Raw genomic sequence first — 23,543 nt, 5'->3', positions numbered from 1 at the left:
AGCTCCTTTGCTCCCCTACACGCGCGCCAATATTGCGGAACTTGCCCGCGAGGTAATCCGCAGCCAAACGACGCTGACCGGAGTGCAGGCGAAGCTGTCGCTCGATATTGCCAAAGCGGGCAAAGGCACCCCGGAACGCTTCACGATCGTCGGTCTCTGGGGCCGCTATATCCTCAAACCGCAGACCGAACATTATCCGCACTTGCCGGAACTGGAAGATTTGACCATGCACATAGCCGAAGCTGCGAAAATGCAGGTCGTCCCCCACTCGCTCGTCCGCTTTGCCGACGGGGAGTTGTGCTACATCACACGCCGCATCGACCGAGGGCCCCGCGGCGAAAAATACCCGATGGAAGACCTCTGCCAGCTCTCCGAACGACTGACCGAACACAAATACAAAGGCTCCTACGAGCAGATAGCCAAAACGATTCTGCGCTACTCTTCCGCCCCGAAACTGGATGCCGTCAATTTCTGGGAACAGGTATTGTTCTCGTGGCTCACGGGCAATGCCGACATGCACCTCAAAAACTTTTCGCTGTATAGCCGGAATCAGGGTGTTTATGGGCTGACACCGGCTTATGACCTGCTATCGACAGCGCTCGTTTTACCCGAAGACGCCGAGGAATTGGCCCTGACGCTGAACGGCCGCAAACGCAAGCTCCGCCGCAGCGATTTCGTGCAGGCAATGACGGCGTCAGGCATGGACGAAAAGGTAATCGACAACCTATTCAAGAAGTTCATCAAGGCCATTCCGAAATGGAACGAGTGGATCGACGTTTCGTTTCTGCCCGACCAGATGAAAGGCAAATACAAAGCACTTATTGCAGAAAGAATCGGACAACTAAAATAGCCGCATACACCACAGGGAAAATAATTTCATCCAAAAAATCTGTCGAAAATCGGTTCCTGAATCAAAATCGACGTCCATATGGACGAGGAGACTGTCTGGCTGACCCAAGATCAGATGGCAGCGCTGTTTGACAGGGACAAATCCGTGATTTCGCGCCACTTGAAGAACATTTTCGAGGAGTAGGATTTGTCCGGAAATCAGTTGTTGCAAAATTTACAACAGCTGCCGCCGTCGGCAAAAGCTACGATACGAACTACTACAACCTCGACGTGATTATTTCAGTCGGCTATCGCGTGAAATCGCACCGCTGCAAAACAGGGGTTGGTGCAACCCAAGAAATAAATATAGCACGCAGGAATATCAATAAGTTCGGCCAGCAATTGGGTTAAATATCATTACAAATAAATAGTTCCTATTGATATCGCATTATACCAATTCCGATACTTCTCGACACAATGCGAACATATAAAGTTATATGAAATAGGCCACTCATCAAACTATCATGTTACAACAAATTCCAGACGTCAGAATCTCTCTAACAGAAAAATCCAATAGCACAAACAGATTAAATAATATCTTGCTTTTTATTCTCAAATCCAATAAAATATCTATCTTTGAAAATAAAAAGAAAATTATCCAACCCAAGCAAGAACAACTAATTTTCAGAGCAAAAATACTGTCTCAACTTTTAATAAGCAATTGAAATCTGAATTATGTATAGGGGATATAATTTAACAGACGCGACATTTACCCAAAATGCACTGAATTATCAGTACGGCAAAAATTTATACGAAGACTTTCAGAAAACAATTCGGCCGAGTCTTGAATCATACATTATCGATAATGGAATTCTTGATGCAGAAGAAATCCAAAAAGATTGGTTCCCAGAGGTAAATGCTCATATTTTCATCTCTCACTCCCATAAAGACGAAAGTTTGGCGATTGCATTGGCCGGATGGCTGCTGAACAAATTCGGATTGAAAGCCTTTATTGATTCTTGCGTATGGGGCTATGCAAATGATTTGTTGAAAATATTGGATAATCGATATTGCCAAAACAACAAACCGAATTCATATGATTACGATAAAAGGAATTATTCGACAAGTCATGTGCACATGCTGTTAATGACAGCACTAAATAAAATGATCGACAAAACAGAATGCGTATTTTTTCTCAATACAGAAAATTCCGTTTCTATAATGTCCGGAATAGAAAATCGCACACTGTCTCCTTGGATATACGGAGAGATAGAAACGACTCGAATTATTGGAAAACATTTGCCCAAACGAAAAACTATCAACATGTTCAGCACAGGTGGCGTTTTATTGGAGAAAGCTGCAGATTCCTCATTAAATATAGCTTACCCAATGAACATGACTCATTTGTATAATCTTACTCCCGAGATATTACAACAATGGGAGCAACGTTTTAAATACGGAGGAGAAAAAGCTCTGGATGCTTTATACGAATTAACACAACCACACAAAATTCATGGATGAAAATAAAATCAAGCATTTGGAATTCTTGCAGAATGTAATTGCCCGATTGAATTCCAACTCATTCCAAATTAAAAGCTGGGCAATAACTATTGTAGCAGCTTTATTAGCACTATATGTCGACAGCGATTCGAATACATTTTATATCTTAATTGCCATCTTCCCAACCATTCTATTTTGGGGATCCGATGCCTATTGCTTGCGGCAAGAGCGTCGATTTCGTTGCTTATATAATGATGTAGCAGAAATAACAAACATAGAGAATCGGGTAACAATCATCCCTTTTGAAATGTCGATTAAAAAATATACAAAAGAGGATTGTCAGTATTGGCGTTGCTTTCTCTCAGCTACAATCATCGGATTCTATGGATTGATCTGTATCGGACTTCTTATTGGATATTGTTTGCTCCAATACCCCATTTGTCGTTGTTGTATGTGTTAATTTTAACTACTTACCCACTTCAAGCCGCATGCTCGACACCTCGCAGAATCTTATTGTTATCAACGGTTGCATCCGCACCGCCCAAATCGAGAGCTGCCGATACGAAGCGCCCAACAGGTATTACATCGTATTCGCCGGCAACCCGAAAGAATATGTCTATTGGGTGGATAAGGTGTTGTGGCTGAAGAATCCGGAATCGCTCGACCCAGCAGTTTATCAGTTGGCCCACAATGGGCGCCGATTGACGAACATCGCGGCGATATTCAAGTTTCGCGACTATACGCAGACTTACTGGCATATCCGGTTCGAGAACGGCACGGAGAAAAGCTACAAAGGCTCCGATTTGCAAGTAACCGGTTCGTGTCTGGCCGATCCTGCATCCAATAATAGCTTCCAGTACCTACAGCAAGTCGCTGCGGCCAATGCCCTATCGGGCGATGACGGAACAGCACTGCTGGCCAAACAATACGACAAAGTACGGTTTGTATCGGACGAAACAGTATTAGCTACCTACCTCAATCCCCGTCTTTTCAAACTTAAAACCTATGCGAAACGGCGATTAATCTATCCGTTCGGTAGCAATGCAAGCCAGCTAAAAGCCGTGCAAAAGGCTTTCGAGCATTCGGTCAGCATCATTCAAGGCCCTCCTGGAACCGGCAAGACACAGACGATTTTGAACATCATCGCCAACATTCTCGTTGCCGGAAAAACGGTACTGGTCGTCTCGAACAACAACTCGGCGACCGATAACGTGCTGGAAAAACTCATCAAATACGAGTTCGGCTTTCTCGCCGCACCGCTCGGCAATTCGGACAACAAACAGCGATTTATCGAAAGTCAAGAGAAGGAAAAACAATATCCGCAGGCACTTGCATCTTGGCACACTGCCGAGGCAAATCGTCCCGAATTTCTCGAACGGATCGATCTGCAGATCGAATTACTGAACAGACTGTTCGCCAAGCAAGAACGACTTGCCATCGCCAAACAAGAGTTGCAGGCTTTAGAAACAGAGCAACGCCATTTCGAGCGAGAAATCAAAACTCCCGATTACAAAATCGCCTTGCGGAAAACCGGCAATATTCCCCGTCTGACCCGATTGTGGTTCGACTTGCAACAATTCGCCGAAGATGCAGCCCTTCATTCCGGCTTTTTCGGCAATATGCGTGTAAAATTCCGTTGGATTGCTATTCGACTTCGCAGCCAACAGCTGCTCAAAGGATTATCGCACGGCTTCTTCCAACGCGACTTATCTGCTATCGTATCGGACTTGCAAGCTGCTATTTACAATGCACGTCTCAAAGTATTGCGTACCGAAATTGCGGAATTGGGAACTTATATTACATCGCAGAATGCAGAGGAACGGACGAAACATCTTTCCGAATGGTCGATGCAGTTTCTGAAAAATGCACTCCACCGCAAGTACGGAGTTGACCATCCCAAGCCGATATTCTTATCCACTGACCTCTATTTCAAGGCACAGGAGGTATTGGACGAATATCCCGTCGTATTGAGCACGACGTTTTCTGCCCGCAGCTGTCTGTCGCCCGAAACAATTTACGATTATGTTATTATGGATGAAGCGTCGCAGGTATCGGTCGAGACTGGCGCATTGGCTCTTTCATGTGCCCGAAACGCCGTTATCGTCGGCGACTCCATGCAGCTACCGAATGTCGTTACACCGGAAGCACGGCTCAAACTCGACGAAATTGCCGGACAATTCCCCATCCCCCAATCCTACGACTGCGCCCGCAACAGTTTTCTGGAATCCGTCTGCCGCACGATTCCCAGCGTTCCGCAAACCCTGCTGAAAGAACACTATCGTTGTCATCCGAAAATCATCGACTTTTGTAACCGAAAATTCTACGGCGGTAACCTCATTATCATGACCGGCGACAACGGCGAACCCGATGTCGTTTGCGCCATTAAAACGGTCGAGGGCAATCACAATCACCACCATGTGAATCAACGCGAAATCGACGTCATCCGCAAGGAAGTGCTTCCGACGCTTTCGTACGAAGCCGAACATATCGGTATCATAGCTCCTTACAACGCACAAGTCGATGCGTTGCAGCAACAAATCGGATCTCCGGTCGACATTGCAACAGTACATAAATTCCAAGGCCGAGAAAAGGATGCAATCGTCATGAGCACCGTCGAAAATCAAATATCCGATTTTGTCGACGATCCCAATCTGCTGAATGTCGCCGTTTCGCGGGCTAAACAGAAATTCTGCCTTGTCGTAACCGGCAACAAGCAGCAAAAAAGCGGCAACATCAGCGACCTGCTGGCTTACATCGAGTACAACAATTTCACAGTGACCGAAAGCAAAATCCGTTCGATCTTCGACTACCTCTACAAGCAATACACCGAGGCCCGAATGGCTTATCTGACCACACGCAAACGGATTTCAGAATACGATTCCGAAAACCTGACCTATGCCTTAATCGAGGATATTTTACGCAACAATGCAGCCATGCGCCACCTCGACGTCGTGTGCCATCTGCCTTTGCGGATGTTGATTCGAGATTTTTCGCTGCTCGACGAAAGCGAGCGCCGATATGCAAAAAACGGCCTTACGCACGTCGACTTCCTGATTTACAACAAGGTCGGCAAACAGCCTGTGCTCGTTATCGAGACCGACGGGTACCAGCACCACCAAGAGGGTTCCCGACAAAAAGAGCGCGATATAATGAAAGACCGCATTTTGGAATTCTACGGCATCCCTTGCGAACGCTTATCGACCACCGAAAGCAACGAACAAGAACGGATCGAAACCAAATTGAAAGAAATTTTACATATCGATTACATCCTGCCGGGAAAATAATTTCATCCAAAAATCCGTCGAAAAATAATTTGCCGCGTATTTACAACGAAGCCAGCAACAGGCGCACGCAATAGCATAAAAAGCAAATAATTAGCGATTTACGCTTCGTTTCTGCATCGGAAAGTAATCCCAAAAAGTAAGCGCCGACATACAATCAAAGAAAAACCTCTGAATCATGGGTAAAACAGTCACAACATATCTGATAGACGGCACTCCGAACGGGACGCAATATGCGTTTATCAGCAACAAGACCTGCCAGATGTTCGTCATTCCGCGGTCGGATCTCGCGTACCTCAACGAGCAGGAGAAATTGCACAAACCGGCTTTCTACATCTTGACCGGAGAAGGCGAAGCAATCAGGCCGCAGGCTTATATTGGCGAAACCGAGAACTTCAAAGAGCGCGTCAAGGATCATGACAACAAAAAATCGTTTTGGCAGAAGGCTCTCGTCTTCATATCAACAGATGCTGACATGACCAAAGCGGATGTGCAGTATCTGGAGCACAAGGCCATCGCAGAAGCAAAAAAGGCGAACCGTTTCATCCTCAACGAAAACAAACAGACTCCCAAGGCTCCCAATCTGCCCGAATACAGGAAAGATTCGATGGACGAATTTTTCGAAGACATCAAGTTCTTGGCCTCATTCATCGGGTACAACATATTCGAAACCGTGCAACCGAAAGCAGAACATGTGTTTTATGCTAAAGGACGGGACTACGATGCAAAAGGGTTCTACGATTCATCCGGCTTCACAGTGCTGAAAGGCAGCATCCTTGCCAACCGCACCGTCCCCTCGCTCCTTCACTGGAAAGAGACGCGAGAGAACCTGCTCGCAGAATATGCCACCCTCAAAGAGGGACGATGGACAATGAAATCCGACAAAACATTTTCCAGCCCGAGCATGGCAGCCAATTTCTGCAACGGGCGCAACAATAACGGCTGGACGGAATGGAAAGACCGGGAAGGATATACGCTGCATGAGGTATATCGCAGGCAATTGGAATAAGCCCCCGGGGCGCAGTCGACCACGTCCCGTTCCGACAAGATCGCAGCATCCATTCATGATGCCGCAGGTTCTTTTTACAACTTGATATCGTAGATCTGAATCACGCCCTGCAACTTGCCGGCGTCATCGGTTACCAGGAGAGAGGTTACCTTGTTGCGGGTCATCATCTTCTCGGCTTCGATGAGTTTCTCCGATGCCGCAATGGTCTTCGGATGCGGTGTCGCGATATCCGAGGCCACGATCCCGAAGAAATCGGCCCGGCGCTGCTCCATCGCACGCCGCACATCGCCGTCGGTCACGATGCCCTCGATCCGGTTACCGTCACACACGACGATCAGTCCCAGGCCGCCTTTCGAGATCGCATGGATCATCTCCGTCGCCGGACAGTCGGGCGCCACCACAGGCAAGTCGTGCGAACGCATTACATTGCCCACCGTCATGAGCAAACGCCGCCCCAGGCTTCCGCCCGGATGGAGCCGCGCAAAATCCACGCTCGTGAAGCTCCGCATCCGCATGAGCGACACGGCCAGCGCATCGCCCATGGCGATCTGAGCCGTCGTCGAGGTCGTGGGGGCCAGATGCAGGATGCACGCCTCTTCCTTGACACCCACGTCCAGGTGCACGTCCGAATGCTTCGCCAGCGCCGATTCGGGATTCCCCGTCATCGAGATCAGCTTGTTGCCGTTGGTATGGATGAACGGCACGATCTTCAAGATTTCGTCCGTCTCGCCCGAATACGACAGCGCCACGATCACATCGTCGGGCGAGATCATCCCCAGGTCGCCATGAAACGCTTCGCCGGGATGCAGGAAGAAACTCGGCGTGCCCGTCGAAGCCAGCGTTGCCGCGATCTTGCGCCCCACCAGCCCCGATTTGCCCATGCCCGTCACGATGCACTTGCCGCGGCAGGCAAGAATCAGTTCCACAGCCGTGGCGAATTCGTCGCCCAGGGTCTCCTCCATGCGGCGCAGCGCCAGCATCTCCGTGTGGATCGCCTTGCGGGCCACTTCGAGAATCTGCAATTTGTCGGTTTCGCTCATCGTTACAAAGATTTACAGCAGACTTTCCACCACTTTTTCCAGGTCGTCGAGCCGCAGCATGTTCGGCCCGTCGCTTTTCGCCCGGTCGGGATCGGGATGCACTTCGAAGAAAAATCCGTTCGCCCCGAACGCCTTGGCCGCACGGGCCATCGCCGGCACGAATTCGCGGTTGCCGCCCGTCGTACCGTCGCCGGCACCCGGACGCTGCACCGAATGGGTGCAGTCCATCACTACCGTGGGAGCTATGGCAAGCATGTCGGGTATGTTGCGGAAGTCTACAACCAGATTGTTATAGCCAAAGCTGTTGCCGCGCTCCGTGAGCCAGATTTCAGAAGCGCCCGACTCCCGGGCCTTTTCGTAGGGATAACGCATGTCTGCGCCCGAGAGAAACTGCGCTTTCTTGATGTTGACCGTCTTGCCGGTCTTGGCCGCCGCCACCAGCAGATCGGTCTGGCGGCACAGAAACGCCGGAATCTGCAACACGTCGACGACCTGGCCGGCCGGCTCGGCCTGCCATGCCTCGTGGATGTCGGTAAGGAGCCGCAGGCCCCATTTCGACCGCACGTCGGCAAGCATTCGCAACCCCTTGTCGATCCCCGGCCCGCGGAACGAGCGCAGCGACGTACGGTTGGCCTTGTCGAACGACGCCTTGAAAACGAACTCCACCCCCAAACGGCGGTTGATCGCCGTCAAACGTTCAGCCACCGCATCGAGCAGTTCGGCCGATTCGATCACGCACGGGCCAGCAATGAATATCATAACTAATTAAGAATTAAGAATCGCCCCGTCATCCTCCAAGCGAACCGGAAGCAAAACGAAAATCGATTTTCCAACTTTTATCTTTCATTCAGCCACCGCTCCGCCTTTTCGAGGTCTTCGGCCGTATCGATGCCGATGGTCTCCACGTCGGACAATCCCACGCCTATCTTGTAGCCGTTTTCCAGCCAGCGGAGTTGTTCGAGCGATTCAGCCAGTTCGAGCGGCGACTGCGGCAGCGCTGTCACGGCGCGCAACACCTCCGTGCGGAACGCATAGAGTCCGATATGCTTGTAGAACGTATGGTGCGCCAACCATTCCTCGCGCGGCACGCCCCGCAGATAGGGAATTACCGAGCGTGAAAAACAGAGCGCCCGCGACGCCGCATCCAGCACCACCTTCGGCGAATTGGGATTCTCCAGCGCCGCCAGCCCGTCCGCCGGCGCAAAAGGCTTGACCAGCGTAGCGATGTCCGTGGCCGGATCGTCGAAACAACGCATCACGGTCTCGATCTGCGTCGGATGGATGAACGGTTCATCGCCTTGGACATTGATTACCACGTCGTACTCCCGTCCTTCACGGGCGCACACCGTCTCGTAGGCTTCCCGGCAGCGATCCGTCCCGCTCCGATGGTCGGGCGAGGTCATCACGGCCTTGCCGCCGAACGCCAGCACCGCATCGCGGATGCGTTCGTCGTCCGTAGCCACCACGGCATCGTCCAAGGCCCGGATCACTTGCTCGTAGACCCGGCGGATGACGGGCTTGCCGCCCAACACGGCCAGCGGTTTGCCGGGGAAACGCGTCGAAGCGTAACGGGCAGGAATGATGGCTAAAAATTTCATCATGTCAGTATTCAGAATTCACACTATTCGGAATCGCGGCTTTTCCGCAGCCCCGCCGAACGCTGTTTTCCTCTTTTACCTTGTCTCCAACGCCAAAGCCAGCACGTCGTCGTTCGTGCGGACGTAGTGGAACGTCAGCCCCTCGATATACTCCGGCTTGATCTCGGCGATGTCCTTGCGGTTCTCCTCCGAGAGGATCAGCGTATGGATTCCCGCCCGCTTGGCCGCCAGAATCTTCTCCTTGATGCCGCCCACCGGCATCACGCGGCCGCGCAGGGTCGTCTCGCCCGTCATGGCGATGCGTTCGCGCACCTTGCGGCCCGTGTAGGTCGAGACGATCGACGTCACCATCGTGATGCCTGCCGAGGGGCCGTCTTTGGGGATCGCACCCTCGGGCACATGGATGTTGATGTCATTTTTCTCGAAAAGCGCCGGGTCGATGCCCAGTTCGGCGTGGCGGGCCATGACCCATTCGTGGGCGATCGCCGCCGACTCCTTCATCACGTCGCCCAAGTTGCCCGTCAGGTTGACCTTGCCCTTGCCGGGCGTGAGGCACGATTCGATGTAGAGGATGTCGCCCCCCACCTCCGTCCAGGCCAGTCCTGTGACAACGCCCGTCATGCCGCCCACCTCGTACTCCTCGCGCAGGAACTTCGGCATGCCGAGTATCTTTTCGACGTCCTTTTCGGCGATTTCCGGTGCGAACGGCTCTTCGAAAGCGATCTGCTTGGCCCGCGCCCGGGCGATCTTCGCCAGGAGCTTGTCGAGGGAGCGTACGCCCGCTTCGCGTGTATAGCTCTCGATGATCCGCTGCACGATCTCCGGCGTGAGGATCAGCTCCTGTTCCTTGATGCCGTGGGCTTCGCGCTGCTTGGGCAGCAGATGATCCGTGGCTATGCGCACCTTCTCTTCGAGCAGGTAACCCGCAATGTTGATCATCTCCATGCGGTCGCGCAGAGCAGGCGCTATGTTGGCGATGTTGTTGGCCGTAGCGATGAACAGCACTTTCGACAGGTCGTATTCCATGTCGATGTAGTTGTCGTGGAAAGTCGTGTTCTGCTCCGGGTCGAGCACCTCCAGCAGCGCGCTCGACGGGTCGCCATGGTTGGAAACCGTTACCTTGTCCACTTCATCGAGGATGATGACGGGATTCGACGATCCGCACCGGCGGATGGTCTGGATGATGCGGCCCGGCATGGCGCCGATGTAGGTGCGGCGGTGTCCGCGTATCTCCGACTCGTCGTGCAGGCCGCCCAGCGATATGCGCCCGAACTTGCGGCCGAGGGCCGCAGCGACGGACTTGCCCAGCGAAGTCTTGCCCACGCCCGGAGGGCCGTAGAGACAGAGAATCGGCGATTTGAGATCGCCCTTGAGCTTGATGACGGCCAGGTGCTCCAGGATGCGCTCCTTGACCTCCTCCAGTCCGAAATGGTCGCGATCGAGCTGCTCGCGGGCGCACTCCAGATCGAGGTTGTCCTTGGTCGTCTCGTTCCACGGCAGCTCCAGCAGCAGCTGGAGGTAGGTCATCTGCACCGAATACTCCGCCACAGCAGGGTTGAGCCGCTCCACCTTCTGCAACTCCTTCTCGAACGTGCGGCCCACTTCTTCGGGCCAGTTCTTCTTGCGGGCCGCCTCGCGCATCTTCTCGATGTCGTCGTCCTCGCCGTCGCCCAGCTCGTCCTGGATCGTACGCATCTGCTGCTGAAGGTAATAGTCGCGCTGCTGCTTGTCGATCTCTTGCTTGACCCGTTCCTGAATCTGATTCTTCAGGTCTACGAGCTGCTGCTCGCGCACCAGAATCTCCAGCAGCTTGCGGGCGCGGGCCAGCAGCCCCGGCGCTTCCAGCAGCGACTGGCGGTCTTCATCGGTCAACTCCATGTTGGAACAGATGAAGTTGATGATCCCCCGGCGCGAGTCGATGTTCTTGATGGCGAACGCAGCCTCCTTGGGCATCGACGGCGAGACGTTGATGATGTTTAGCGCCACGTCGCGGATCGAGTCGACCAGCGCCTCGAACTCGATGGTCGTCATGTCGGGCGTGGTGTCGCGCAGCGCCGTCACGCGGGCCGTGAAGTAAGGCTCCGTCGAGACGTACTCGCGGATTTCGATCTTCTCCAACCCATTGAGGATCACTGTCAAATTACCGTTGGGCATCTCCAGAATCTTGATAATGCGCGCTGCCGTGCCCACCTTGTACATGTCGTCGGGCGAGGGATTCTCCACGTCGCTTTCACGCTGAAGCACAGCACCCAAGATGCCGCCGTCGGCATTCACCGCGCGCACCAGCGAGATGCTCTTGTCGCGGCCCACCGTGATGGGCGTGACCGCCCCCGGGAAAAGCACCGACGAACGGAGCGTGAGGATGGGAATCACTTCCGGAATTTCGACCTCCTCTTGCGGCTCGTCGCCGCCCGTGACGATCGGAATCACGCGATGCTTGCCATCGAACAGCTCCGGGAAGAGTCCCGACTCTTCGGTTTCGAGGGTTTCGATTTTATCTTTTTTGCTCATGGTTTCTTTTTAAATAAAATAATATAATCAGCGCAAAGGTAACGATTTTTCACGGATTTTATTTCATCTTTGACAGATTGTTAATAACTTTGCGCTTCACATTCATCGCAAAACATACGCTCTATGCAAATCGCAGACAAATACGCCCCCTCCGACATCGAATCCAAATGGTACGACTACTGGATCGGCCACGACCTTTTCCACTCGCAGCCCGACGGGCGCGAACCCTATACCATCGTCATTCCGCCGCCCAACGTCACGGGCATGCTCCACATGGGCCACATGCTCAACAACACGTTGCAGGACGTACTCATCCGCCGTGCGCGCATGTCGGGCAAGAACGCCTGCTGGGTGCCGGGCATGGATCACGCCTCGATCGCCACGGAAGCCAAGGTGGTGGCGATGCTGCACGAGCAGGGGATTGAGAAGTCGTCGCTCTCGCGCGACGAATTCCTCAAGTACGCTTGGGAGTGGAAAGAGAAATACGGCGGCGTGATTCTCAAGCAGCTGCGCAAGTTGGGCGCCTCGTGCGACTGGGAGCGCACCTGTTTCACGATGGACGACGCCCGCACCGAGAGCGTGCTGCGTGTCTTCTGCGACCTCTACGAGAAAGGCAAGATCTACCGCGGCGTGCGCATGGTCAACTGGGATCCGGCGGCCAAAACGGCCCTCTCGGACGAAGAGGTGGTCTTCAAGGAGTCGCACGGCAAGCTCTACTACCTGCGCTACAAGGTCGAGGGCACGGACAAGCACATCATCGTGGCCACGACGCGCCCCGAGACCATCCTGGGCGACACGGCGCTCTGCGTCAACCCCGACGACGAGCGCTACGCATGGCTGCCGGCCGACGCCCGCGTGATCGTGCCGCTGGTCGGCCGTTCGATCCCGGTCATCCGCGACTCCTACGTCGACATCGAGTTCGGCACGGGCGCGCTGAAGGTGACCCCGGCACACGACGTCAACGACTACATGCTGGGCGAGAAATACGGGCTGGAGACCATCGACATCTTCAACGACGACGGCACCATCAACGACAAGGTGGGCATGTACGTCGGAGAAGACCGCTTCGACGTGCGCCGCAAGATCGAGGGCGACCTCGCGGCGGCGGGTCTGCTCGAAAAGACCGAGGAGTACACCAACAACGTGGGCTACTCCGAACGCACGGGCGTGGCCATCGAACCCAAGCTCTCGATGCAGTGGTTCCTCTCCATGTCGGAGCTGGCCAAGCCCGCGACCAAGGCCGTTCTGGAAGACGCCATCCGCTTCGTGCCCGAGAAATACAAGAACACCTACCGCCACTGGATGGAGAACATCAAGGACTGGTGCATCTCGCGCCAGCTGTGGTGGGGCCAGCGCATCCCGGCCTACTACCTCCCCAAGGGCGGCTTCGTGGTGGCGCTCACGCCCGAGGAGGCTTTGGAAAAGGCGCGGGCCAAGTCGGGCGACGCCTCGTTGCAGCTCTCCGACCTGCGGCAGGACGAAGACGTGCTGGACACGTGGTTCTCGTCGTGGCTGTGGCCGATTTCGGTCTTCGACGGCATCCGCAACCCCGACAACGACGAAATCCGCTACTACTACCCCACCAACGACCTGGTAACAGGCCCCGACATCATCTTCTTCTGGGTGGCCCGCATGATCATGGCCGGCTACGAATACCGCGGCGAAAAACCTTTCGCCAACGTCTACTTCACAGGCATCGTCCGCGACAAGATCGGCCGCAAGATGTCCAAACAGCTGGGCAACTCGCCCGACCCGCTCGACCTGATCGACAAGTACGGCGCCGACGGCGTGCGTCTGGCCATGCTCATGTCCTCGTCGGCCGGCAACGACGTGATGTTCGACGAAGCGCTCTGCGAACAGGGCCGCAACTTCGGCAACAAGATATGGAACGCCTACCGTCTGGTCAACGGCTGGACGGTCGACGACCAAGCCGCGCAGAGCGAGAACGACCGGCTGGCCGTCGCCTGGTTCGGCCAGGCGCTGGGCCGCACGCTGCGCGAAGTGGCCGACGATTTCCGCTCCTACCGCATCTCGGAAGCCTGCACGACGCTCTACCGTCTCTTCTGGGACGACTTCAGCGCCCAATATCTCGAGATGGTCAAGCCCGCCTACGGCCAGCCTGTCGACCGCAAGACGATGGACCAGACGCGCGCTTTCTTCGACGCGTTGATGCGGGCCTTGCATCCGTTCATGCCGTTCGTGACGGAGGAGATATGGCAAGACCTGGCGCCCCGCGCCGAGGGCGACTCGATCTGCATCGCCCCGATGCCGCAGCCCGAAGCGGAAGACGCCGCGCTGCTGGCCCGCTTCGAGCTGGTGCGGGAGGTCGTCTCCTCGGTGCGCAACATCCGCAACCAGAAGAACCTGCCGCAAAAGGAAGCGCTGACGCTCCATGTCATCGCCGACAGCAATTACCCGGCCGAATACGCTCCCGTGATGATGAAGCTGGCCAACCTCGCCGCCATCGAAACGGTAACGGAGAAAGACCCGGCAGCCGCGGCGTTCATCGTCAAGACCACGCAGTACTTCGTGCCGCTGGCCGGCAAGATCGACGCCGAGGCCGAGCGCAAGAAACTCATCGACGACCTGGCCTACTACGAAGGGTTCCTCTCGTCGGTCATGAAGAAGCTCTCCAACGAGCGCTTCGTGCAGTCGGCGCCCGAAAAGGTCGTGGCCAACGAGCGCGCCAAGCAGGCCGACGCCGAAGCCAAGATCGCCGCGATAAAAGCACAGCTGGCAGCGCTGGGAAATTAAAAATTTCGCGGGCCGGCTCGCTTTAGATTCTTCGCTGCGTTCAGAATGACATTTAGCGTCAAGCTCCCGGCCTTTGGCCGGGCGGGCCGGAGCTTTCGCCCCGCGGAGGCCCGCGCTACACGCGAACGCTCCGCACTCTCCGGCCCGAGAATGTCCGCTGATTTTAAACTAACTCGCTGTGGCAACAATTACGATCTATACCGACGGTTCGGCGCTCGGCAACCCCGGGCCGGGCGGCTATGGGATCGTGCTGATTTCCGGGCCGCACCGCAAGGAGCTGTCGCAGGGTTTCCGTCTGACGACCAACAACCGCATGGAGCTGATGGCCGTCTGCGTAGCGCTCGAAATGCTGAAGTTCCCGGGATCGGAGGTTACCGTCTGCTCCGATTCGAAATATGTGGTCGACGCCGTGGAGAAAGGCTGGGTTTTCGGCTGGGAGAAGAAAGGGTTCGCCGGCAAGAAGAATCCCGACCTCTGGATGCGCTTCCTGAAAGTCTACCGGCTCCACCGCGTGCGGTTCGTCTGGGTCAAGGGACATGCCGAGACCGTCGAGAACAACCGGTGCGACGCCCTGGCCGTCGCTGCGGCGGGCAGCGCCTGCCTGGCCGAGGACACCGGTTATCGACCCGAATAATAAAAATAAGGGAATCCCGATATTTTTCGTATCTTCGCCCCCGATTTAAATCCGTCTCTCCATGTTCAAGACATACCTCCGGCTTCTGGGCTTCGCCAAACCGATCCAGCAGTACGCTATCCCCTATTTTGTCTACTCGCTGCTCTACGCGCTGTTCAATTCGTGCACGTTCCTGCTCATCATTCCGATCCTCAACACCATGTTCGACTCGGACTACGCGTTCCGCACCGTCAACGAACTGCCGCCCCTGGAGTTGAACTCGGAATACCTTACCACGCTCTTCAACTACGCCTACACGCAGCTTTTCGCCGAATTCCGCATCGAGAACGTGCTCATCCTGCTCGCCGGAATCGCCGTAGCCTCCAGTTTCTTGAGCAACCTTTTCCGCTACCTGGGCGCCTGGACGGTCGAGAAGCTCCGCACCCGCACCCTGCAACGCATCCGCAACGAAATGTTTACCCGCGTGATGGACATGCACGCCGGCTATTTCAGCGACCAGCGCAAGGGCGACATCATCTCGAAAATCACGTCCGACGTCAACGTCGTGCAGTTCTGCATTACCAACACGTTGCAGGTCGCTTTCCGCGAGCCGTTCCTGATCCTGTTCTACCTCATCATGATGGTCGGCATCTCGTGGGAGCTGTCGCTTTTCTCGCTTTTCTACCTTCCTGTCGTCGCCCTGCTGATCGGCAGCATCGTCAAGCGGCTGCGCCACCCGGCCCTCACGAACCAGCAGCGCATGGGCGAGCTGGTCTCGGCCCTCGACGAGTCGCTGGCAGGCATCAAGGTCATCAAAAGCTACAACGCCGCGGGCTACATCAAACGCAAGTTCTACGACCTGAACGCCGACCTCTCGCGCATTACCTTGTCGATGGCCCGGCGCCAGCAGCTGGCCTCGCCGATGAGCGAATTCCTCGGCATCACGGCCGTGGGCGTCATGCTCGTCTTCGGCGGCGCGCTGGTGGTCAAGGGGTCGCTCGATCCGGGCGGGTTCATCGCTTTCATCGCCATGTTCTCGCAGATCACGCGCCCCGTACGCACGTTCATCGACCAGTTCGCCAACATCAACCAGGGCATCGCCGCCGGCGAACGCATCTTCTCGATCATCGACACCCGCAGCGAAATCGAAGACAAGCAGGGCGCTATCGAGCTGCAAGGGCTGAAGGAGTCGATCGAGTTCCGCGACGTCCACTTCACTTACGACGGCAGCCGCGAAGTCATCGACGGCGCCTCGTTCGAGATACGCCGCGGCCAGACCGTGGCCCTGGTCGGCCCCTCGGGCGGCGGCAAGTCGACGCTCAGCGAGCTGATTCCCCGCTTCTACGACCCCACGGCGGGCGACATCCTCATCGACGGCGTGTCGCTGCGCGACTACTGCCAGGAGAGCCTGCGCGCCCACCTGAGCGTCGTTTCGCAGGATACCGTGCTGTTCAACGACACCATCGAAGGCAACATCGCCATAGGCAAGCCCGACGCCACCCACGAAGAGATCGTCCGCGCCGCCCGCATCGCCAATGCCGACGAGTTCATCCGCGAGACGCCCGACGGCTATGCCACCAACATCGGCGACCGGGGCGCCAAGCTCTCCGGCGGACAACGGCAGCGGCTCTCCATCGCACGTGCCATCCTCAAGAATCCCGACATCCTGATCCTCGACGAAGCCACCTCGGCCCTCGATACCGAAAGCGAAAAGCTGGTGCAGGAGGCGCTCAACAAGCTCCTCGTGGGGCGCACTTCGCTGGTCATCGCCCACCGTCTGTCGACCATCCACAACGCCGACCGGATCGTCGTCGTCGACCACGGACGCATCGCCGAGCAGGGCACCCATGCCGAACTCATGGCCCGGGGCGGCATCTACGCCAAACTCATCGAGATGCAATCGTTCGAGTAAACCCGCCCCCGCGGCTGCTACAAGGAGAGCTTCGGCTCTCCTTTTTTCGTGGGGCTTCCGGTCATTCGCCCCCGATGACATCCTTCCGGCAGGCCGCAGCCCCCTCCGGAGAGGCCCCGAAAACGAACATTCCGCAGATCTATCGCCCGCCGCAGCAAGAAATTGTGAATGGCGGATTGTGAATTTCGAATTCTTCTTCGTATCTTTGCAACTTGTCGGACTACCGACATGAAACAGCCTATACCGCTATGAAATTCAAGGAGTACAAAGGTCTCGATCTGGCAGGGTTGGCCGCCGAGGTTCTCGGCGAATGGGACGCCCGCGACACTTTCCGCAAAAGCATCTCCACGCGCGAGGGACACCCCTCGTTCGTCTTCTACGAGGGGCCTCCCTCGGCCAACGGCATGCCCGGCATCCACCACGTCATGGCCCGCACCATCAAGGACGTATTCTGCCGCTACAAGACGCAGCAGGGTTTCCGTGTCCACCGCAAAGCCGGATGGGACACCCACGGGCTGCCCGTCGAGCTGGGCGTCGAGAAAAAACTCGGCATTACCAAGGAGGACATCGGCAGGAAGATCTCCATCGAGGAGTACAACCGCACCTGCCGCAAGGCCGTCATGGAGTTCACGGGCGTATGGGAGAGCCTGACCCGCAAGATGGGTTACTGGGTCAACATGGACGACCCCTACATTACCTACGACAACAAATATATCGAGACGTTGTGGTGGCTCCTCAAGCAGCTTTTCGACAAAGGACTGCTCTACAAGGGCTACACCATCCAGCCCTACTCCCCTGCCGCCGGCACGGGTCTCTCGACCCACGAGCTGAACCAGCCGGGCTGCTACCGCGACGTGAAGGACACGACCTGCACGGCGCAGTTCCGCATCGTGCGCGACGCCGCGAGCGAAAAGCTCTTCGGCGCCGACGACTGCCCGCTCTGCTTCCTGGCCTGGACGACCACTCCCTGGACGCTGCCCTCGAATACGGCGCTGGCCGTCGGCCCCTCGATCGAATACGTCAAGGTGCGCTGCACCAACCCCTATACCGAGACGCAGCAGGCCGTCATCCTGGCCCGCGACCTGGTTCCCGCTTACTTTACCAAGAAGATGGAGGGCACCTACGAAGTGACGGGCGAAAGCTGGCGCGGCGAAGAACTCGTCGGCATCCGCTACGAACAACTGATCCCGTGGGTAAAACCCGACGGCGATGCGTTCCGCGTCATCGCGGGCGACTACGTGACCACCTCCGACGGTACGGGCATCGTACACATCGCCCCGACGTTCGGCGCCGACGACGCCCGTGTGGCGCGTGCGGCGAACATCCCGCCCCTGTTCATGCTCGACAAGGCCGGCAAGGAACAGCCGATGGTCGACAAACAGGGCAAGTTCTTCCTGCTCGAAGACCTCGATCCCGACTTCGTGCGCACGCACGTCGACACGAAGCACTACGCCGAATACGCCGGCCGCTACGTGAAGAACGCTTACGACGACAAGCTGACCGACGCCGATCCGACGCTCGACGTCGACCTCTCGGTCATGCTCAAGGCCGAAAACAAGGTCTTCAAGATCGAGAAGCACACCCACTCCTACCCCCACTGCTGGCGCACCGACAAACCGGTGCTCTACTACCCGCTCGACTCGTGGTTCATCCGCACCACGGCGCTGCGCGACCGCATGATCGAACTCAACAAGACCATCCGCTGGAAACCCGAGTCGACCGGCACGGGCCGCTTCGGCAAGTGGCTCGAAGGGCTGGTCGACTGGAACCTCTCGCGTTCGCGCTTCTGGGGCACGCCGCTGCCTGTGTGGGCGACGGAAGACCACGCGGAGCTCAAGTGCATCGGCTCGGTCGGGGAGTTGATGGGCGAGATCGAGAAGTCGATCGCCGCCGGATTCATGACCGAAAATCCCTACAAGAACTTCAAGGTCGGCGACATGTCGAAGGAGAACTACTCGACGGCCAACATCGACCTCCACCGGCCCTACGTGGATCAGATCGTCCTGGTATCGTCCAAGGGCGAGCCGATGCACCGCGAACCCGATCTGATCGACGTATGGTTCGACTCGGGCGCCATGCCCTATGCACAGGTGCACTACCCGTTCGAAAACAAGGAGGGATTCAGCGACGTCTACCCGGCCGACTTCATCGCCGAGGGCGTCGATCAGACGCGCGGCTGGTTCTTCACGCTGCACGCCATCGCCTCGATGCTCTTCGACTCGGTGGCTTTCAGAAACATCATCTCCAACGGTCTGGTGCTCGACAAGAACGGCAACAAGATGTCCAAGCGTCTGGGCAACGCCGTCGACCCGTTCGAGGTGCTCGACACCTACGGCCCCGACGCCACGCGCTGGTACATGATCTCCAACTCCCAGCCGTGGGACAACCTCAAGTTCGACCGCGAGGGCGTCGACGAGGTGCGCCGCAAATTCTTCGGCACGCTCTACAACACCTATTCGTTCTTCGCCCTCTACGCCAACGTCGACGGCTTCACGGGCCGCGAGGAGGAGGTGCCTTTGGCCGAACGCCCCGAAATCGACCGTTGGATCATTTCGCTGCTCAACACCCTGGTGGCCGACGTTACCCGCTCTTTGGAGGAATACGACCCCACGCCCGCGGCCCGCGCCATCCAGGAGTTCGTGTGCGAAAACCTCTCCAACTGGTACGTGCGTCTGAACCGCAAACGCTTCTGGGGCGGCGGCATGACGCAGGACAAGCTCGCCGCTTACCAGACGCTCTACACCTGCCTGGAGACCGTGGCGTTGCTCTCGGCACCTTTCGCGCCGTTCATCTCCGACCGCATCTTCGGCGACCTGAACGCCGTGAGCGGCCGCCGCAGCGACGAATCCGTCCACCTGGCAGCTTTCCCCAAGGCCGACGCGACGTTGATAGACAACGGCCTGGAAACGATGATGTCCATCGCCCAGCAATTGTCGTCGATGGTGCTGGCCCTGCGCCGCAAGGTCTCCATCAAGGTGCGGCAGCCGCTGCAAAAGATTCTCCTCCCCGTGCTCGACCCCGCGATGGCCGCCCATGTCGAAGCGGTAAAGAAGCTGGTCATGAACGAAGTGAACGTCAAGGAGGTGGAACTCATCCAGAACACCGCCGGCATCATTACCAAGCGCATCAAACCCAATTTCAAGACTTTAGGCCCCCGCTACGGCAAATACATGAAGCAGATCGCCGCCCTCACTGCCGAATTCTCGCAGGAACGCATCGCCGAGATCGAAGCCGCAGCCGAAACCGTTCTCGACATGGGTAACGAGAAGATCATAGTAACCCCGGCCGACTTCGAAATCACATCGGAAGACATGCCGGGATGGCTGGTAGCCGCCGAAGGCAAACTGACCGTGGCGCTCGACATCACGCTGACCGACGACCTGCGGGCCGAAGGTATGGCACGCGAGTTGATCAACCGCATCCAGAATATCCGCAAGGATGCCGGATTCGAGGTTACCGACCGCATCCGTGTCGAAATCGGGGCCGACGCCGCAATCGCCGATGCCGTCACGCGATTCGCCGGCTACATCGCTTCGCAGACCTTGGCTGTGGAAGCGGCCGCCGTGTCGGAGCCGCAGGGCGATACGATCGTCGATACGGAGGTCGACGAACTGCCGATCCGGATAGCCGTCACGCGGATATGATCCCATGCCCTCGGAAAGCGGCATGACACGGCCCGGATTCGGGGCCGGACATCGCACCCGAAGGCATACATATAGTGTAAAATGTTTGCATTATCGAAATATAATGCTTACTTTTACATAACAACCTAACGCGAATACGACTATGGCAGACGAGAGAACCAGATACAGCGACGCCGAACTCGAAGAGTTCAAGCAGCTTATTTTGAAGAAGCTCGAAAACGCACGCGCCGACTACGAGTTGCTGCGGGCCACCATTACCCACACGGCCGACAACGACACCGAGGATACGTCGCCCACCTACAAGGTGCTCGAAGAGGGTGCCGCCACCCTCTCCAAGGAGGAGAACGGCCGTCTGGCCACCCACCAGATGAAGTTCATCCGCAATCTCGAAATGGCCCTCGTCCGCATCGAGAACAAAACCTACGGCATCTGCAAGACCACCGGCAAGCTCATCCCCAAAGAGCGGCTGATGAAGGTGCCCCATGCCACCGAGTGCATCGAGGCCAAGGAGGGTAGAAAATAGGACGGTCGGCGGCCGGGAAACCGAGGCTCTGCAAAAAGAAGCCGGGGCACCGCGAACAACCGGACTCCGCCGGGGGAATCCCGGCCTGCAACCGATTCGATCTTGAAGTTCAGAATGCGCACGCATTCTGAACTTTTTCTTATCCCCGGCAACCTCGCGGCACCCCGCTTCCCGAACACCCGGACGACAGAGGAGCGCCCGCATCCATTCATCCGTGCGACCCCATACAATCCCGTCCGCACTCATCCGTGCGACCCCTCCGACCCTATCCCATTCCGTCCGCGCTCGCACATCTCCTCTATACCCGCCCGCCCCCTGCACTCGCCACTCGCTCCGAATTCCGTTTTCCTCGTTTTCCGCTCTCGGACGTCTCGTTTCATACGTTTTTTCACAGAAATTGCGTTATATTTGGCGTCATGATTGTTCGGATTCGCATATTTTTGTTCATGCTTTGCGCTGCATTGCCCTTCTGCGGCATGTTCGCCGCAGGGCCGAACCTCCATATCCCCGAACATCTGCCCCAGGATTCGCTTTCGCTGGTCATCGCCGAACGCAACCGACGGCTCTACGACAGCATCCGATCGAAATCCAGCCGGCGGGCCGTGCCGCGCATGCTCTACCGCATGTTCTTCATCCGTCCCGTTCCCGACACCACCTCCAACGGCCGCATCCTCGATGAAAGCAGCGAACTGCAACCTTTCGAGGGCAAGACCATCGGACGGATCGTCATCGAACGCGCCCAAGTCTTCCGCCCCGACGGCAATTGGCTCCAACGCACCGGCAACAAGACCCATGCCCTCACGCGCGAACGCGTCGTGCGGCGCGATCTGCTCTTCCGGTCGGGCGACCGGCTCGATCCCCAGCTCATCGTGCGCAACAAGCAGCTGCTGCGATCGCGGCCCTACATCTCCGACGTCGACATCGATGTCCGGCCCGACCCGCTCGACACCGCCCTGGTCGATCTGATCATCCGCACGCGCGACCGGTGGACGATTACCGTCGACGGAGCCTGGCATTCCGAAGGGCGCACCATGGTAGCCGTCGCCGACGCCAACGTCTTCGGCTCCGGCAACCTCCTGCGCGTCGAAACCAACTTCAACCGCAAGGACTTCTCCTACGGCGGCAACGTCGTCGGCTACGAAATCCCCAACCTGCTCGGCACGTTCTACACCGCTGAATTTACCGCCGGGCGCGACTTTTACAACTCCACGCTCGACATGCAGCTGCGCAAGGAGTTCCTGCGCCCCACCGACTACGAGGTGGGCTTGACTTACAGCGACCTGAAGTTCAAGCAATACATGATCGAACAGGACACCTCGCTGTTGGTCAAGGAACGCAACTGGAACGCCTGGGGCGGCTATTCCCGCTACCTGCGGCCCATTTCGTCCAGTCTCTATTTTACCACTCGCTACAATCGCCGCCAGTTCCTCCGCCGGCCCGGCCCGGTCACGCCCGACAACCACCCGGCCCTGCACAGCCACGACATCCTGCTTTTCGGTGCAGGTCTCTATCGGGAACGCTTCCTGACCGCCAACATGATCTACGGATTCGGCACCAACGAGTATCTCGCCACCGGTTATAAAGCCGAGGTCGTAAGCGGCTATTCATGGGGCGAATTCAACGACGAAATCTACCTCGGTCTGAGCTACCGCACCGGCGGTTTCCGCAACGCGGGCTACATCATGGGCGGCTTCACTTTGGGCAGCTACATCGACCCCCGCAGCGGTACGTGGCGCCACAGCACCGTCGATGTCGACCTGCGGTGGTTCTCCAACCTTTTCATGTACCGGCGCAGCCGCATCCGCCAGTTTCTGATGTTCAACTACACCCAAGGTTGGAACCGCGGCACGGGCAATAACGAAAGCGTGCTGTTTACCCGTCAAAACGGCTTGCAGGCGCTCAAAGAGCGCGTCCTCGGCACCACACGTCTGGTGCTCAACACCGAAACCGTCGTCTTTACCCCCTGGCAGCCCCTCGGGTTCCGCATCGCATTCTTCGCCTTCGCCGACGGCGGACTGCTCGGCTATTCGCCCAATGTCTTCAAAAACGACTTCTTCGCCACCTTGGGCAGCGGCATCCGGATCAAGAACGAACGATTGATCTTCAGCACGATACAGATTCGTCTGGGCATCGCTTTCTGCAAAAACGGACTGGCCGACAGCCAGTATTTCCGACTCTCCAACTCCACCCGCCTCGAACAATACCGCTATCGCCCGGCCCGACCCGAAATCGTCAGCTTCGAATAACCCGCCAGCCGGCCCGGGCATTCCGCGCAGGGCCGACCGCCGCAAAGCGTCCGCCTCTTGTTTTTTCGCCGCGCTTTCACTACC

General features: G+C 56.8%; 15 protein-coding genes. 11 read left to right on the top strand and 4 right to left on the bottom strand.

All coding sequences use genetic code 11. The features are described 5' to 3' along the window. From QZ298_RS06775 to QZ298_RS06755, 5 genes are all read left to right on the top strand, one after another. Positions 1 to 850: HipA domain-containing protein (locus QZ298_RS06775; protein ID WP_296007114.1), on the top strand; the 850-nt coding region annotated here is incomplete at its 5' end. 140 nt (positions 851 to 990) lie between these two features. Continuing rightward, positions 991 to 1,239, top strand: coding sequence for a RhuM family protein (gene rhuM / locus QZ298_RS06770; RefSeq protein ID WP_296007133.1), 249 nt, complete (start codon positions 991 to 993; stop codon positions 1,237 to 1,239). Between the two features lie 324 nt (positions 1,240 to 1,563). Beyond that, a complete protein-coding gene (locus tag QZ298_RS06765; RefSeq protein ID WP_296007112.1) occupies positions 1,564 to 2,349 on the top strand; it encodes a hypothetical protein in 786 nt (261 codons plus the stop codon). Positions 2,350 to 2,816: 467 nt separating this feature from the next. Further along, the gene (locus tag QZ298_RS06760; RefSeq protein WP_296007109.1) at positions 2,817 to 5,612 is read left to right on the top strand and encodes an AAA domain-containing protein; all 2,796 of its coding nucleotides are present in this window, start codon (positions 2,817 to 2,819) and stop codon (positions 5,610 to 5,612) included. A gap of 175 nt (positions 5,613 to 5,787) precedes the next feature. Next, a complete protein-coding gene (locus QZ298_RS06755; RefSeq protein ID WP_296007107.1) occupies positions 5,788 to 6,618 on the top strand; it encodes a GIY-YIG nuclease family protein in 831 nt (276 codons plus the stop codon). 74 nt (positions 6,619 to 6,692) lie between these two features. Here QZ298_RS06755 and QZ298_RS06750 read toward each other — a convergent pair whose 3' ends face one another. The 4 genes from QZ298_RS06750 to lon all read right to left on the bottom strand — a co-directional run bounded on the left by QZ298_RS06750 (position 6,693) and on the right by lon (position 11,767). Beyond that, positions 6,693 to 7,658 (bottom strand): KpsF/GutQ family sugar-phosphate isomerase, encoded by a 966-nt coding sequence (locus QZ298_RS06750; RefSeq protein ID WP_296007105.1) that lies wholly within the window; start codon positions 7,656 to 7,658, stop codon positions 6,693 to 6,695. A 12-nt stretch (positions 7,659 to 7,670) separates the two neighbouring features. Continuing rightward, positions 7,671 to 8,417: a 3-deoxy-8-phosphooctulonate synthase gene (gene kdsA, locus QZ298_RS06745; protein WP_296007102.1), complete on the bottom strand. Its 747-nt coding sequence runs from the start codon at positions 8,415 to 8,417 to the stop codon at positions 7,671 to 7,673. A 77-nt stretch (positions 8,418 to 8,494) separates the two neighbouring features. Then, a complete protein-coding gene (gene kdsB / locus QZ298_RS06740; protein ID WP_296007130.1) occupies positions 8,495 to 9,256 on the bottom strand; it encodes a 3-deoxy-manno-octulosonate cytidylyltransferase in 762 nt (253 codons plus the stop codon). A gap of 75 nt (positions 9,257 to 9,331) precedes the next feature. Continuing rightward, a complete protein-coding gene (gene lon, locus QZ298_RS06735; protein ID WP_296007100.1) occupies positions 9,332 to 11,767 on the bottom strand; it encodes an endopeptidase La in 2,436 nt (811 codons plus the stop codon). A 123-nt stretch (positions 11,768 to 11,890) separates the two neighbouring features. On the opposite strand from lon, the gene QZ298_RS06730 reads away from it, so the two are divergent. From QZ298_RS06730 to QZ298_RS06705, 6 genes are all read left to right on the top strand, one after another. Next, the gene (locus QZ298_RS06730) at positions 11,891 to 14,521 is read left to right on the top strand and encodes a valine--tRNA ligase (RefSeq protein ID WP_296007098.1); all 2,631 of its coding nucleotides are present in this window, start codon (positions 11,891 to 11,893) and stop codon (positions 14,519 to 14,521) included. A gap of 178 nt (positions 14,522 to 14,699) precedes the next feature. Beyond that, a complete protein-coding gene (rnhA, locus tag QZ298_RS06725) occupies positions 14,700 to 15,155 on the top strand; it encodes a ribonuclease HI (RefSeq protein WP_296007095.1) in 456 nt (151 codons plus the stop codon). Positions 15,156 to 15,216: 61 nt separating this feature from the next. Next, positions 15,217 to 17,046, top strand: coding sequence for an ABC transporter ATP-binding protein (locus QZ298_RS06720; protein ID WP_296007092.1), 1,830 nt, complete (start codon positions 15,217 to 15,219; stop codon positions 17,044 to 17,046). Between the two features lie 248 nt (positions 17,047 to 17,294). Continuing rightward, positions 17,295 to 20,690 carry an isoleucine--tRNA ligase gene (gene ileS, locus QZ298_RS06715; RefSeq protein ID WP_296007090.1) on the top strand — a complete coding sequence of 1,132 codons (3,396 nt, stop codon included), beginning with the start codon at positions 17,295 to 17,297 and terminating at the stop codon, positions 20,688 to 20,690. 142 nt (positions 20,691 to 20,832) lie between these two features. After that, positions 20,833 to 21,213: a TraR/DksA C4-type zinc finger protein gene (locus QZ298_RS06710; RefSeq protein WP_296007087.1), complete on the top strand. Its 381-nt coding sequence runs from the start codon at positions 20,833 to 20,835 to the stop codon at positions 21,211 to 21,213. Positions 21,214 to 21,629: 416 nt separating this feature from the next. Next, positions 21,630 to 23,459: a hypothetical protein gene (locus tag QZ298_RS06705; RefSeq protein ID WP_296007085.1), complete on the top strand. Its 1,830-nt coding sequence runs from the start codon at positions 21,630 to 21,632 to the stop codon at positions 23,457 to 23,459. The last annotated feature ends 84 nt before the right edge of the window (positions 23,460 to 23,543 follow it).

It is taken from the genome of uncultured Alistipes sp. (assembly GCF_910580175.1).
GTDB lineage: Bacteria > Bacteroidota > Bacteroidia > Bacteroidales > Rikenellaceae > Alistipes.
The sequence above is the reverse complement of the archived record's forward strand: the minus strand, read 5'-3'. Positions and strand labels throughout refer to the sequence as shown.

What these genes read in the sequence shown, in the direction of transcription:
- QZ298_RS06765 (WP_296007112.1), top strand. Translation starts at nt 1,564, where the DNA reads ATGTATAGGGGATATAATTTAACAGACGCGACATTTACCCAAAATGCA.
- QZ298_RS06760 (WP_296007109.1), top strand. Translation starts at nt 2,817, where the DNA reads ATGCTCGACACCTCGCAGAATCTTATTGTTATCAACGGTTGCATCCGC.
- QZ298_RS06755 (WP_296007107.1), top strand. Translation starts at nt 5,788, where the DNA reads ATGGGTAAAACAGTCACAACATATCTGATAGACGGCACTCCGAACGGG.
- QZ298_RS06750 (WP_296007105.1), bottom strand. Translation starts at nt 7,658, where the DNA reads ATGAGCGAAACCGACAAATTGCAGATTCTCGAAGTGGCCCGCAAGGCG.
- kdsA (WP_296007102.1), bottom strand. Translation starts at nt 8,417, where the DNA reads ATGATATTCATTGCTGGCCCGTGCGTGATCGAATCGGCCGAACTGCTC.
- kdsB (WP_296007130.1), bottom strand. Translation starts at nt 9,256, where the DNA reads ATGAAATTTTTAGCCATCATTCCTGCCCGTTACGCTTCGACGCGTTTC.
- lon (WP_296007100.1), bottom strand. Translation starts at nt 11,767, where the DNA reads ATGAGCAAAAAAGATAAAATCGAAACCCTCGAAACCGAAGAGTCGGGA.
- QZ298_RS06730 (WP_296007098.1), top strand. Translation starts at nt 11,891, where the DNA reads ATGCAAATCGCAGACAAATACGCCCCCTCCGACATCGAATCCAAATGG.
- QZ298_RS06720 (WP_296007092.1), top strand. Translation starts at nt 15,217, where the DNA reads ATGTTCAAGACATACCTCCGGCTTCTGGGCTTCGCCAAACCGATCCAG.
- ileS (WP_296007090.1), top strand. Translation starts at nt 17,295, where the DNA reads ATGAAATTCAAGGAGTACAAAGGTCTCGATCTGGCAGGGTTGGCCGCC.
- QZ298_RS06710 (WP_296007087.1), top strand. Translation starts at nt 20,833, where the DNA reads ATGGCAGACGAGAGAACCAGATACAGCGACGCCGAACTCGAAGAGTTC.
- QZ298_RS06705 (WP_296007085.1), top strand. Translation starts at nt 21,630, where the DNA reads ATGATTGTTCGGATTCGCATATTTTTGTTCATGCTTTGCGCTGCATTG.